Source organism: Candidatus Omnitrophota bacterium (assembly GCA_041650805.1).
Taxonomy (GTDB): Bacteria; Omnitrophota; Gorgyraeia; order 2-01-FULL-45-10; family 2-01-FULL-45-10; genus JBAZKM01.
On record JBAZKM010000001.1, the window covers coordinates 180206 to 192937 of the forward strand.

At 48.4% G+C, this 12732-nt stretch carries 14 protein-coding genes; 1 reads left to right on the forward strand and 13 read right to left on the reverse strand.

The window, feature by feature from the left end; translation table 11 throughout:
- Positions 1 to 8 precede the first annotated feature (8 nt).
- The 10 genes from WC515_01040 to WC515_01085 all read right to left on the reverse strand — a co-directional run bounded on the left by WC515_01040 (position 9) and on the right by WC515_01085 (position 9304).
- Positions 9 to 1514 (reverse strand): oligosaccharide flippase family protein, encoded by a 1506-nt coding sequence (locus tag WC515_01040; protein ID MFA5145956.1) that lies wholly within the window; start codon positions 1512 to 1514, stop codon positions 9 to 11.
- The gene (locus WC515_01045; GenBank protein ID MFA5145957.1) at positions 1511 to 2518 is read right to left on the reverse strand and encodes an aminoglycoside phosphotransferase family protein; all 1008 of its coding nucleotides are present in this window, start codon (positions 2516 to 2518) and stop codon (positions 1511 to 1513) included. The genes WC515_01040 and WC515_01045 overlap by 4 nt, the downstream gene beginning before the upstream one ends.
- A complete protein-coding gene (locus WC515_01050; GenBank protein ID MFA5145958.1) occupies positions 2515 to 3543 on the reverse strand; it encodes an SDR family oxidoreductase in 1029 nt (342 codons plus the stop codon). Before WC515_01050 ends, WC515_01045 begins: the two co-directional genes overlap by 4 nt.
- Positions 3544 to 3611: 68 nt before the next feature.
- Positions 3612 to 3986, reverse strand: coding sequence for a four helix bundle protein (locus WC515_01055; GenBank protein MFA5145959.1), 375 nt, complete (start codon positions 3984 to 3986; stop codon positions 3612 to 3614).
- A 59-nt stretch (positions 3987 to 4045) separates the two neighbouring features.
- The gene (locus tag WC515_01060; GenBank protein MFA5145960.1) at positions 4046 to 4570 is read right to left on the reverse strand and encodes an ORF6N domain-containing protein; all 525 of its coding nucleotides are present in this window, start codon (positions 4568 to 4570) and stop codon (positions 4046 to 4048) included.
- 141 nt (positions 4571 to 4711) lie between these two features.
- Positions 4712 to 5533, reverse strand: a complete 822-nt coding sequence (locus WC515_01065; protein ID MFA5145961.1) for a CpsD/CapB family tyrosine-protein kinase — start codon at positions 5531 to 5533, stop codon at positions 4712 to 4714.
- A gap of 14 nt (positions 5534 to 5547) precedes the next feature.
- Positions 5548 to 6450 (reverse strand): AAA family ATPase, encoded by a 903-nt coding sequence (locus tag WC515_01070; GenBank protein MFA5145962.1) that lies wholly within the window; start codon positions 6448 to 6450, stop codon positions 5548 to 5550.
- 12 nt (positions 6451 to 6462) lie between these two features.
- Entirely contained in the window at positions 6463 to 7779 is a 1317-nt protein-coding gene (locus tag WC515_01075; protein ID MFA5145963.1) for a GNVR domain-containing protein, read from the reverse strand.
- 18 nt (positions 7780 to 7797) lie between these two features.
- Positions 7798 to 8844 carry a polysaccharide biosynthesis/export family protein gene (locus WC515_01080; protein ID MFA5145964.1) on the reverse strand — a complete coding sequence of 349 codons (1047 nt, stop codon included), beginning with the start codon at positions 8842 to 8844 and terminating at the stop codon, positions 7798 to 7800.
- Between the two features lie 82 nt (positions 8845 to 8926).
- Positions 8927 to 9304: a four helix bundle protein gene (locus tag WC515_01085; GenBank protein ID MFA5145965.1), complete on the reverse strand. Its 378-nt coding sequence runs from the start codon at positions 9302 to 9304 to the stop codon at positions 8927 to 8929.
- Between the two features lie 318 nt (positions 9305 to 9622).
- Between WC515_01085 and rpoN the strand changes: the two genes are divergently transcribed.
- Complete coding sequence (gene rpoN / locus WC515_01090) at positions 9623 to 10933, forward strand: RNA polymerase factor sigma-54 (GenBank protein ID MFA5145966.1); 1311 nt, start codon at positions 9623 to 9625, stop codon at positions 10931 to 10933.
- Positions 10934 to 10964: 31 nt separating this feature from the next.
- Here rpoN and WC515_01095 read toward each other — a convergent pair whose 3' ends face one another.
- The 3 genes from WC515_01095 to WC515_01105 are packed head-to-tail and all read right to left on the reverse strand — an operon-like array spanning position 10965 to position 12725.
- Entirely contained in the window at positions 10965 to 11336 is a 372-nt protein-coding gene (locus WC515_01095) for a hypothetical protein (GenBank protein ID MFA5145967.1), read from the reverse strand.
- Positions 11299 to 11469 (reverse strand): hypothetical protein, encoded by a 171-nt coding sequence (locus tag WC515_01100; GenBank protein ID MFA5145968.1) that lies wholly within the window; start codon positions 11467 to 11469, stop codon positions 11299 to 11301. The genes WC515_01095 and WC515_01100 overlap by 38 nt, the downstream gene beginning before the upstream one ends.
- 26 nt (positions 11470 to 11495) lie before the next feature.
- Positions 11496 to 12725 (reverse strand): flippase, encoded by a 1230-nt coding sequence (locus WC515_01105; GenBank protein MFA5145969.1) that lies wholly within the window; start codon positions 12723 to 12725, stop codon positions 11496 to 11498.
- Positions 12726 to 12732 lie beyond the last annotated feature (7 nt).

A 12732-nucleotide genomic window follows, 5' to 3' on the forward strand; every position in this document is an offset into this window, starting at 1 on the left:
AGCGTAATTTAATACCCCAGTATTATTTTCCTGAAGTATTTCCTTTCGATGCTATTGAATCCAAAAAAAAGTATAAATGTTGAAATGATCGCACATTCACATATAATAAGTGGGACGATATTAAAATAATTGGGGACCATAAAACCCTTGAGCACATGCCAGAGTATCAGAAAAAAAACCGATGATTTTAATACTATAGGTAACAGAATTTTAAAATAAAATTCACTGACCCCTATCTTTATAACCCTGCAGACATATACCGGCTGTATCATAACTTTTAAAACGATCATGGGTATCGCAGATCCTAATGCTACCCCCATAAGCCCGAATTTCCTGACAAGTATCAGGGCCATGAAAAAAGAAATGAATCCTTCAACGGTGTTAGCTATGGCCAGGAACCTGTGCTTCGATATTCCGTAGAGAAGTCCCCATGAGGGGCTCTGTATGGAGGAAAAAACTGTACTTATAACCAAAACCACCAGTATCGGATACGCTGCCAGGTAATCTTTGCCCATCCACCTTTCAATAAAAACCCTGCCGAACAGTATCATGGTCCCGCCGATTAAAGTCGATAAATAACCGCTGATCTTTACTGACAGGATATATTTTTCTCGTATTGAATCGTAGTCCCCCTTACCTTCATATTGACTAAAAACCGGCAACAAAAGGCTGACTGTGTTAATAATAAGCTGATTGAAATATCTGATCAGATTTGAGGATACGGAATATAAAGTAACATATGCCAGACCCAAAAACCCCGCGATAACAAAATTACTTATATCAAGCCGGAATCTATCCACTATTTGAATTACAAAACTGAAAAAACTGAATTTGAAAAGAGGTTTTATTTTACCCATCTCTATGTATTTTCTTGAAAAGGTGATATATTTGAATATCGATTTAACCAATATAAACTTTATGAGATAGCCGCACATCTCAATTCCAAAATTGATTAACGCTAAGGCCAAAATACCGTGCCCCGTCTTCAGGAAAAAAATTACCAAAATCACTCTTGCTGCTATTTTTATCAACTCAATTATGTTATACAGGTCATATCGTATATGGGATATAAGCACTGCGGAAAATACGCGCATGGGAAATCCGATGGCCACGCTTAGACCCAAGATAACCAATATCTTTCTGAAAAGATCTATTTCCGCTACGTTCTTTATAAAAAATGGTGCCACTAAAGCGCCTGTTACCAAAAGCAACAATACGATGAACCCGATTACTGCATAAAGGTAAAATGATGTGTTCACAAATTTATTAGTTTCTTTGTAATCCTCTCTCCCTATCGCCTGCGAGATATACCTCTGGACGGCAAAAACCAAACCGAAATCAAAAAATCCATAATAACCCAGTATTGACCCCACTACCATCCACAGACCATACATCCTATCGCCTAATGCATGGACTATAAAAGGCATGAGAACCAGGCCGGCTACAGCATTTGCGAAGAAATTGCATGCGCCAAGCATCGAACCGTGCACTATTTTTTTTGCCCTAGAACTCATTTGATCTCCGCGATTTTATCAATTATCCCGTACAGGTCATTGCATATCAAATCTGTCGTGTTATTCTCAAATTGTTTTCTATATCTTTCTATAAGATGGTTTATCCAATACATCAAGAGCATCGGCCTTATAAATTCGCTGTTTATCGCGGTGATATTAATATACTCAGCAATGATCTCTCTTTCCAAGCCGACAAAATCCAATTTTAAAAATCTATCCGCGAATATCTCGGATGTGTCTTTACCTGTCAGCATACTGTCTCTATACAGCAAAAGATAAAATATATCGAGAAGAGGAAGCCCTCTCTCCCTGGACAGATCCCAGTCAATTACACCTCTTATTCCCCAGTGCTTCTTGTCAAATAGTACATTTTCGACCTTATAGTCGCCATGGAACCACACCGTCTTAAGCCGTTTCCCGATCAGCCGCTTCTTAAGCATCTTCTCCAAGCGTAAAAGCTTTTCTTTGTATTCACCCTTAAGATAATAGGACAGTTTGACAATGCTTTTGGCAAATAGACGCTTAAAATATATTTCGTCTATGGTGATCTCCTGCGCCGTCTCTTTATGAAATTCGGTTATGAAATCGGCTGCTTTTATCACAAGTTCGTCCATCCTGTTAAGCGGGATATCTATTGCCGCGCCGGGAAGACGCGTTTCGCAATAATATGGTTGACCGTCGAACCTGCCTTCCTTCAGAAAACGCGGCACGAAAGAAGAGATGCCCGTCTTGCATAGTTTTTTCAGCATCATCTTATTAAGACGACATCGCGCAGTGCTTAAGCGATCCATCGGCATCTTCACTATGGTATCGTTCGTCACTATTATCAGCGTATTCGGCTTTCCGATAATGATCTTATCGATACCCCTCAAGCCGATATGCCTCACTGCCTTCCGGGCCATATCTACCGATCCGGCATCCTGCAATAAAGGATTCTGCAGGATCGCGGATCGCACAGAATCTTTCAGGATCATGATATTGTCTTTGAGTTCGCTTATTGTCATATTTTAGTATTGTGTATAGAGTATTGGGTATTGAGCAAAGACCTAAAATATTCTACGGTCCTTCTCAGCCCCTCTTCGAAATTTACCGCCGGTTTGTAGCCGAGCTTCGCGGTGATCTTCGAGATATCGGCGAGGGTCCGGAATACGTCTCCGGCTCGAGTAGGCGTGTGGATTGGCGCTATCGATTTGCCGGTGATTTTGTTGAGTAATACTACGAGTTCCAGGATCGAATTATCCGAGCTGCAAGCAACATTGAATACTTCGCAAAATGTCGACGCTTCACTGTGGACTGTGGACTGTGGACTGTGGACTCTTGTGGTAGCCGCGAGTATATTCGCCTGAACGACGTTATCAACGTACGTAAAGTCCCTCGACTGCTTTCCCGTCCCGTGGATCGGCGGTTGCTTATCATTGAGGATGCAATCGATAAATTTAGGTATAACTACGGCGTATTCATCATCAAGCGACTGTCTTGGACCAAAGACGTTAAAATATCTCAGGTTTACGGTCTCCAGGCCGTAGTTTTCGCTATACACTCTCGAATAATACTCGCCGGCCAGTTTCGTCAGGGCATACGGCGATATGAGAAGCGGCGCATCTGTCTCGCTCTGCGGGAACTTCTGCGTGTCTCCGTAGATCGCGCTCGTTGAAGCGATCACAACGCGTTTTACCTTCGACTTGAGCGCGGCCTGTAGGATATTAAGTGTTCCGTCGATATTTACGGCATTATACTCGTGCGGCAGTTCGAGCGACTTCGGCACGCTTCGCAGGGCGGCCTGGTGGAGGACGTAGTCGACGCCGTTGCATGCGTCGAGACAAACGTCGTAGTCGCGAATATCGCCTCGTATTAACTCGAAGTCACCAGGACACCAGGTCACCAGGTCACCAGTAAAAGCAAAACTTAGATTGGACTCCTTGCCGCTCGAAAAGTTGTCGAGAACCCGCACAAAGTGACCATCGTTTAGTAAACGCTCTGTGATATGGGAGCCGATAAACCCGGCACCGCCGGTTACGAGAAAGCGCATCGTGTGTTGCCTCCTTGATCTGGTTATCGGTGATCGGTTTTCGGTTAACGGTTTGCGGTGTTCGGTGTTCATGAATAACTTCCGCTCGTTCGCAGACCTTTGATCAAATTCCTAAGCATTCTTGAAGTATGATCGATCTCTTCCAATAATTCTTTTTCAGTATCTTTGCCTATGTATTCCAGCTCTTTAGAAATTGTTATTTGGGTTTCCAATTCCGACGCTGAGCCCAACGATATGTAAATAAATTGAATATACTCATTTTTGGACTGCCTTGATTTTCCCTCAGCTATATTTGACGGAATCGATACAGCTGCCCTGCGCATCTGATTTATCAAACCATAAGTCTCTTCCTTAGGATACTTTTGAGTTGTAATATATATCCTCTTAACTAATTGTATGGATTTTTGCCAAACATCCAAGTCGCGAAAACTCTTAATATCCATTCGGACTCCCTCTTATTATCCGAAAACCGATAACCCAACACCGATAACCACTTAGCGATTTACTCCGCATGAAACCCGATTCTACGCTTAGGCGGTTCAGGTGTAGGCGTCATGAGCTGCCGGATTGCCTCGAATATCGTCAAGATGTCAGTATCGTGTTTTGATACCTTATGTTCAAGCTCGCGTAACTTTGCCGCAAGTTCCTTATGGGTCGCGAGTATTTCTCTGAGCTTAACAAAAGCTCGCATTATTACAATGTTAACCTGAACGGCTCTTTCACTATTTAAAACACTTGAGAGCATCGCAACCCCTTGTTCAGTAAAAGCATAGGGAAGATATTTAATATGTTTTCCATGTACTCCTCTTAAGGTCACAATTTGTGACCTTAAGATATCCACCTCATCCCACGTCAGTTGAAACATAAAATCTTCCGGGAATCTTTTTAAATTACGTTTTACAGCCTGAGTTAGCACTTTGGCCTCTACACCATAAAGCTCTGCCAGGTGCATGCTTAGCATGACCTTAAGCCCTCTTATGACAAAGATCCGATTCTCAATCACTTCCTGCGCTAATATTTGCTTCATGCTTTCCTCCTTTTTGTAAGTTTAACATCTTATTATTCTCCCCTACTATATAAGATGCTAAAAGGAGGAAAATTATTGCAACATCTTTTATCTTTTCTTACCAACCTCTAACCGAAAACCTATAACCGATAACCTATAACGCTAAACGCCCACCGTCTCCTTCCGATAATACGCCTCGTCGCTGTACTTGTGGACGTAACGGTAGAGGTAATGAGGAAGGTGATACTCAACGTTCGTCATTATGTAGCCGATCGTCCTGGCGTGGGCCTGGTGAAGGCGCTGTTCGGCGTGGCGTATTATATCGCGCTGGGTCCTGCCTGCCTGTATGATCATTATGACACCGTCCGCTATAGTGCCGAGGACGCAAGGGTCCGTCAGGGGCATGATCGGAGGCGAATCGATGAATATATAGTCGAACCTTGTCTTCATAGAGGCGAGAAGGTTCTTCATGTTCTTAGACGCCAGGAGTTCGGCCGGGTTCTTGGGCACCCTGCCTGAAGGCATGACCGTCAAATTCTCGATATCCTGGCTTACGAACGTTATTTCGGCCTCGGCCTCCCCTTTCAGCACTTCGGACAATCCGGGGTTCGAGTGTATCCCGAGGTACTTCGCGATCCTGCCTTTACGCATATCGGCGTCTATCAGCAGGATGCTCTTATTATTGAGGTCGTGCGCCATGGTCATCGCGAGGTTTATCGTGGTAACGGTCTTCCCCTCACCGCTTATGGAGCTTGTGATGAGGAACGTCTTGAGGTCCCTCGTCTCCCGCATGCTCTGGATGTTGGTACGTATTATCTTGTACTGCTCGCCGATCGGCGAGGACGGGTCATGGAACGCGACGATGTGCGGTTCGATCCTGGTGTTCTCGACCTTCTTTATCACATACTCAAGCTCCGGCTTTTTCTGTATCCTTTGTATGCGCTCGTCGGTGACTTTCTTCAATGCATCTGTTATTTTACCCATTCGTTTTTCTCCTTTTACTGTGGACCGTCGACTATGGACAGTGGACCATTCTGTAAATTGTGCAATATCTCATCAGAAACCTCTTCTTGCCCACCGGCCGATTTAGAACCCAGGCCGTAAAGCGCCTCGGCGACCGCTTCGCGGGCGATCTTTGCGGTGATCTTCTTCGACTCATATACCAGCCCGCTTATCAGGGCGTTGTGGCAGGCGACGTTGATGAGGCGCGGGACCCCTCCGGAGAATTTGTATATCTCTTCTATCGCTTCATCCGAAAAGATCTCAGGATCCGTGCCGCCGGCCCTGGCAAGGCGATGCTTTATATACCTGGTCGTCTCTTCACGGCTCAGCGGTTCTATATGGTAATGAAAAACGACCCTCTGCCTGAACTGTTCAAGTTTAGGCAGGGCCAGCTTCTGTTTCAACTCCGGCTGACCCATAAGCACTATCTGTATGAGCTTCTCCTTCTCCGTCTCCAGGTTGGAGAGCATCCTCACTTCCTCTATCACCGAAGGGGTCAGGTTCTGCGCCTCGTCTATTATGAGGACCACATTGACATCGCCAGAGGCCTGCTTAAGGAGATACTTATTTAGGGCGGAGATGAGGTGCGTCTTGGACGTAGACCTGTACTCTATATCCAGATCCTCGAGTATAGTCGTCAGGAGCTCCTTCTTCCCAAGGTGCGTATTGAGCACCAGGGCGACTTTCGTGGTCGGCTCAAGCCGGTTAAGGAGGGCTCGGGAGACGGTCGTCTTGCCGGCCCCTATCTCGCCCGTTATCACGACGAACCCGTTACGCTCGCTTATGGCGAGAAGAAGGCAGTTGAGCGCCTCCTCGTGCTTGGGGCTAGCAAAGAAGAACTTCGAGTCCGGTGTCATATTGAACGGTCGATCGGTAAATCCGTAGAACTTTTCGTACATTGGATGCCCCTCCTAGTTACCCAGGAACACGTTGAATATGATCACTACAAGCAATACTACGCCGGTCATGACAGAGATACCCGTTACCCGTGTATTATGGAGTTTCTGCGTCCTTATATCGTCTTCGGTCACTATCTTCGATACCGCCCCGAATATGGGCAGCTCCAGGAACGTCCTTGCCTCATCGATGCCGAGGAAAGAATGATCGAATAGCTCCATAAGGAATACCAATCCTATGCCCGCTCCGGCGCCTATCGCCAATCCCATGAAGAGGACCATCAGCTTATTGGGCTTTACCGGTTTTAGCGGAAGGCGCGCGGGGTCGAGTATCGTATATCTAGTCCCCTCCTTTGATGATTCGAGCCGCTGGGTGATCTTGGCGGTTTCGAGACGCTCGAGAAGCGTATTGTAGAGCTTCTTTGTGACATCCGCGTCACGCGCCTCGACCTGGCTCAGCTTATCGAGAAGGAGCAGTTTATACAGCTTATCGTTAGTAGCGCTCGCTATCTTCGTCCTGTTCACGCCACCATCCTGCGCGTCTAAGCTCGAGGTCGATACTTCGTCTTTCAGTTTCTTCAAGTCCTCTTTAAGGGACTTTAGTTCGCTGTCGGAACCGGCGACCTGGGCGGCATCAAGTTCATAGTCGCCCTGGTCCATCTCGGCCCGTGCCGAAGCGATCTTCTTCTTCAATTCAAGGACGAGCGGGTGCTTCTCGGTCGAATCGACAAGGAGCTTCTTCAGCTGGTCCTCCATGGATGATATCTCGGACTGCTTCAGCTTCTTCTGATAAAGCCCAAGCTGGTCGTTTATGAACCCTACGGCGTCATCCGTCTCCTTATTCTGCTGTCTCAGGTTCTCGGCGATGAATATGTCGGTGATCGTTTTCACTATATTCTGCGCCTCGAGAGGGTTCTGGCCTTCATATGAGATGCGTATCAGACTGCTTCCCTTTAAACTCACCTCTATATTCTTCCTCAATTTCTTGACAAGCCCTTCAAACTGCCATTGTGTCTTTACATCCTTTGCGAGGTCCAACGCCTTTATGAGCTGGAGGATCCTGTCCCAGCCGAGTATCTGTTCACGCAGGACCTGGAGCCGCTGGGCGGTGCTGCTCGAAACCGCCAATCCCTGGATCAGCGGGTTGATGATCCTCCCCTCTTCTACGAGGATCAGGGTCGATGCCTCATACACCTTGGGGAGCATGTTCCCGGCTATGATGCCTCCTACGATGCCTATAACAGCCGGTATGATTATGAACCACTTCCTCCTGAAGAATATCTTCAGGTAGTCGGCGGGGTTCTTCTGGGTCTGGATATTTTCGGTCATCATTCTCTTCTCCTTATATGTTTATAGTGCGCCGGCGGCGATGCCTGCGCCCTGAGCTACATGGCCGGCCGTCTCACCCGCAAAATTGGTGACGGGCGATATGACGCGTATTATCTTAGCTATGACCGTTGACGGTATATACAGGACGTCCCCCGGCTGCATCTCTATATTCTCTTTGAGGTCTCCCGCGTAAAGGAGCTCATAAACATTGATATATCTGGTTGTGCCTTTTCCCTTCGAAGAGGGTGATATGAGACGGCATTTTCTAGTCGAAGCCGCGGTATTGGGAAGACCCGCCTGTACCAGCGCCTCCCGGACAGTAACGGTATTCCCCTTCATATAGAACTTGCCCGGTTTATTGACCTCTCCCACGACATAGAAGACCTTGCTGAGATATGCCATTATCTGGACGTTGACCTCCGGTTCTATGACATATTCGGAGAGTATGGCGCTGAGCCGTTCCTGTAACTGTGCCTTGGTGAGCCCGTCCACCACTATATCCCCTACGAACTTATACTCGATCTTCCCTTCCGCGGTGACCGTGTACTGGCCGCTGAACTCGGGGTGCCTGCGCACCTCTACCTGGATGACGTCATCAGGGCCGAGCGTATATTTGCTCGCCTCAGCGACTGTGGCAGGCGGTGTAGAGACCACCGGGAGCACCGCAAGGTTGATATCCACGGCCGTCTTCGTCTCTCTCACGGCATTGCCCTGGGCAGGGCCTGCCTCCGTATAATAGGCCGGCTTCTGCGCACCCTGCGCTGCGGCGGTCCCGCCGTACACCGCACCACACGGGATAATAGAAGCGGCTATGGCCAGCGCCGATATGATGACGCTCATGACGTTCGATTTCGCGAAGCTCATGCCGGCACCTATGCTTTCGTTATACTCGTAGCTGCTCTCATAGAACTTCCTTATATCATCCAGGTCATCCTTGAGATAGAACCTCCAGCCGCGCCAGTCGCGCTTTGAGCGCCGGATCTTCCCGGTCTTCTCCCAGCGCATTATCGTGCGTGGTGTCACTCCGAGTGTCTTCGCAACATCCGTTATAGTCAATCTTCCGTCCATCGCTTCTCCTCCGTCGGTTAATATTGAATAATAATGCTGTCCACTGCGGGGTCACCAGGACACCAAGTCACCAGGTCACCCGTTAAAAGCTTTTGTAAAAATTCCACAGCAAACCCCCAACTTCTTTTCTCAATCCCTCTAATCGGTTATAACTTTCATCGTTTAGATATTTAAGGCGAACACAAAAATCCAATAGATACTCGGTTTCTGCTAAAGAACCCAGGGCGATATTCGTAAATTGCTTAAGCTCATTCCTACCCTGCCGGCCCGTTCCCTCAACTATATTAGTAGGTATCGAAAAAGCCGCCCTCCTCAATTGAGACGTTATCCCGTACATCTCTTCTTTCGGAAACTTCTTTGTTTCCAAATAAATCTCATATGCCAATTCGTCGGCTTTGCGCCAAACGATTAATTTCTTATATCCTTTTTCTAAAGCTTTTTCACTGGTGACTTGTGACATGGTGACGTGGTGACCCTTCTAATTTTTATTATGCCTATCTATGACAAGCTACGACATACATACATCTTCATACTTAAGCACTACACGTGCCAAAGCGTGTATGAAAAGGATTGATCTTACATGGATTGCACAACTTATTACAGGACAAGGTGTTGCGTAATAATATATCCTGCAGAAATGGCGTAACTCTTGTCTTTCCGGCGTGTTAAGAAAGCCAGGTTGTTGAGTTCCGGCTACATTGTGTTGATTTATCGTGTACTGTTAGGAATCTTAAAATAAAAGTTGCCTTCTTTTTTCTTAACGTGTAAAATTGATAATATGAAAAATAAGCTGTCGCATCAACAGCGGTTGGCGCAGAGGATGGCGCTCACCCCCCAGATGAGGCAATCGATAAAACTGCTCAGCATGTCCATAAAGGACCTCAATGAGCATATCGAATCGGTCCTGACAGCCAATCCTTTCCTTAAGAAGCTGGTAGAGACGACGAACCGGGAGCAATATTCCCGCTCCTCCCGTGAAACATCCTTCCGGCCTGAGCTCCAGGTATCATCCGACCGCAATGAAAATCCCAGGCAGGGCATCCTCTCTCAGCTGACGATGCTGGGCCTGGACAAGAAGGCATTCGAGATAGCGGAATACCTTATATATGAGCTGGATGACAACGGTTATCTCTCTGCGGAACTTGAGGCGGGTGCAGGCGACCTTGGGGTAAGCATAGAGGACGCCGAAAAAGGCCTTGAGACGGTCCAGGGCCTTGAGCCGGCAGGCATAGGCGCGCGGGATGTCGGGGAGTGCCTCGAACTTCAGCTGAAGAGGGCCGGCAAGGAGGATTCGCTCGAACACAGGATAGTCACGGAGGCGCTCAATGAACTTGTCAAGAATGATGCCGACACTATAGCAAGGTCCCTGGGGACGGACAAGGATAAGGTGCTTGATGCGCTCCGTAATATCAAAAAACTGAACCCGCGGCCTGCCAGCGCCGTATTGGGCGAGGATGCGCAGGCGGTCATACCGGAGCTCATCGCCAAAGTGAAGCGCAATAAGGTCCAGATAGCCATAAACCGCGAACGCCTCCCCCAGCTGAAACTGTATAACCCTTACGAGCACGAGCTTGACATCATAAAGGACCCGGAGGCGAGAAAGTTCCTGAAGGATAATATGGACTCCGCCAAGACGCTCATGGACGGCCTCAAGAGGCGTGAGGAGACGATATCCGACGTAGCTACCTATATACTGGGCTTCCAGCAGGAGGCACTCGCCGTGGACAGCCGCGACATCAAGTGCCTCACCATAAAAGATGTCGCAAGGGCGCTCGGCTTCCACCCCTCCACCATAAGCAGGGCTGTGTCGAATAAGTACATACAGGTGAACGATAAGGTGATGGCACTGAAAGACCTGTTGAGCCAGGGGCTGAAGAAGGGTAACGGCGAAACGACGTCGAAGGCGCAGGTCCTGAACAGGATCTCCGAGATAGTGTCAAAAGAGGATAGATCCGCGCCCTTGAGCGATGAAAAGATATGCGGTCGGTTGGAATCCGAAGGGATAATGATCAAACGGCGCACGGTAGCGAAGTACAGGGAGGCGTTGAGGATATTGCCGACTTATTTGAGAAGGAAAGCGAGAAGTTAGGGTATAGGGTATAGGGTATAGGGTATAGGGTTTAATTGAAGGGCTTTAAAATCCCCAGCCTGCCTAAGAATACCAAAAGACCGCTGTAGACGACCACCGCCACCACCAGCTTAAATAATTCGCGAAGCGCATGCTGCCTGTCGCGTATTAGAGCCCTTCCGCTTATATACATCAGGAGAATACCCAGGACGTTACTAAGCCAGTAGAATACCACTACGACAAGCGTAAAATCGGCCCGCATGAAACGCGCTGCGATATTCGCCGATATGTACGAAATCGGTATATTTATGAGCGGGTCATTCCAAACCGTAAAGGGAGAGAGGATCCATCCTATAAAAAAGACGGCCCTCGCGAAGAAACCCCCTTTACTTCTCGTCTCCCTCTTCACTGTTATCGGATACAAACCGTCTGATCTCTTCTATGTTTTCCAGGATCATCTTGGCTTTTGTCATTCCGAACGAAAACGGGTATTTGTCATTCTCATCCCGCTTTATTACCATGACGGGTTTACCTTTATACTCGCTTCTCTCTACCATCTAATCCTCCGTTTGTTAGGGCAATATTATATCACAACCGTGCGCGAAAATCCTATTTTATTTTTATAAATCGAAAGGATCCAGCATAGGGCGACCAGCTCGGCCGCCAGGAACGACACCGCCGCGCCGACCATGCCATACCGGCCCATAAGGACTACGTTCAATATTACGTTGACGGCGGCGCTCCCAATCGTCTGCGCGAGGACCTTCCGCTCCATCCCCGCGGCCACGAGCCCGGTCGAATACGGGATATTTATCAGGACTAGGAGAAGGCTCGAAAGCATTATCTTCATGGTGAGGTCCGCCGCGAGATACTCCTCCCCGACCGACAGCAATATTATCTTATCGCTGAATAATACGGCGGGCACCAGTATGAGCAAGGCCGCCGAGACGGTTAGCTTCAGAAATGCCCGGGTCGCCTCCGTGAACCCGGCCCGGTCGCCCGCGAACGTGAAGGCCAGGCGCGGCAACGCCGCGTTTACCAGGAATACCATGAGCAGTGTTATGCCCCCGACCGCCCTCCTGGCTATCGTGAAACAGCCGACCTCTTCGGGGGACCTGAAGAAACCGAGGAGTATTATATCGAGCCCGTTGTAAACCTGGGCAAAGATAGATATCCCCCATATGACAAGGGCGCTCGAAAGGTAGCGTTTCATCCTGATGAGATCATCGCCCTTTATCCTGAAGGCGAACCTGAAATGGCGCAGGAATATGAGGAGTATCGGTATAGCCGCCAGGTATTGCGCGAGCGGGACTTTCAGTATGTCGGCAGGCCCTTTCACGGCTATATATACGAGGGATATTTGCAGGGCGGCGGTAAGCGCAAAAGAGACGAGGACCATATGCATCGCTTCTATGCCCTGGAAGGCCCATTCGGTGGCACAGGCGGCGATGAAGAATAAGAGCGCCGTCTCCAGTAGCAGGGCCCTGATCTCTGCCAGCTGCGGGAAGAGGTACGAGAGCGCAACAACGGCCAGATATAAGAAGAGCGCTATCAGGAGGCGGAACGAGACGATCTCGGAGACGTATTCAGAGACCCTCTTCCTGTCCTTGGACACCTCGCGGATGCCGTATGTCGTAAGCCCAAGGTCGACGAAATTGAGCAGGTAGAAGACGAGCGACTGGACATAGGCGAGGCGGCCGAACCCCGCAGGATGGAGTACGCGGGCCAGGTATATATATACAAATATGCCGCACAACGCTGCTACTGCATTGGCGGCAGCCATCCACAGGAAATTACCGGTCAGTTTCTTCACAAGTATG

Excerpts from the sequence above, each read along its gene's own strand:
- WC515_01055 (MFA5145959.1), bottom strand. The coding sequence starts at position 3,986 with ATGGATATTAAGAGTTTTCGCGACTTGGATGTTTGGCAAAAATCCATA.
- WC515_01045 (MFA5145957.1), bottom strand. The coding sequence starts at position 2,518 with ATGACAATAAGCGAACTCAAAGACAATATCATGATCCTGAAAGATTCT.
- WC515_01050 (MFA5145958.1), bottom strand. The coding sequence starts at position 3,543 with ATGCGCTTTCTCGTAACCGGCGGTGCCGGGTTTATCGGCTCCCATATC.
- WC515_01040 (MFA5145956.1), bottom strand. The coding sequence starts at position 1,514 with ATGAGTTCTAGGGCAAAAAAAATAGTGCACGGTTCGATGCTTGGCGCA.
- WC515_01085 (MFA5145965.1), bottom strand. The coding sequence starts at position 9,304 with ATGTCACAAGTCACCAGTGAAAAAGCTTTAGAAAAAGGATATAAGAAA.
- rpoN (MFA5145966.1), top strand. The coding sequence starts at position 9,623 with ATGAAAAATAAGCTGTCGCATCAACAGCGGTTGGCGCAGAGGATGGCG.
- WC515_01075 (MFA5145963.1), bottom strand. The coding sequence starts at position 7,779 with ATGATGACCGAAAATATCCAGACCCAGAAGAACCCCGCCGACTACCTG.
- WC515_01070 (MFA5145962.1), bottom strand. The coding sequence starts at position 6,450 with ATGTACGAAAAGTTCTACGGATTTACCGATCGACCGTTCAATATGACA.
- WC515_01060 (MFA5145960.1), bottom strand. The coding sequence starts at position 4,570 with ATGAAGCAAATATTAGCGCAGGAAGTGATTGAGAATCGGATCTTTGTC.
- WC515_01100 (MFA5145968.1), bottom strand. The coding sequence starts at position 11,469 with ATGGTAGAGAGAAGCGAGTATAAAGGTAAACCCGTCATGGTAATAAAG.
- WC515_01080 (MFA5145964.1), bottom strand. The coding sequence starts at position 8,844 with ATGGACGGAAGATTGACTATAACGGATGTTGCGAAGACACTCGGAGTG.
- WC515_01065 (MFA5145961.1), bottom strand. The coding sequence starts at position 5,533 with ATGGGTAAAATAACAGATGCATTGAAGAAAGTCACCGACGAGCGCATA.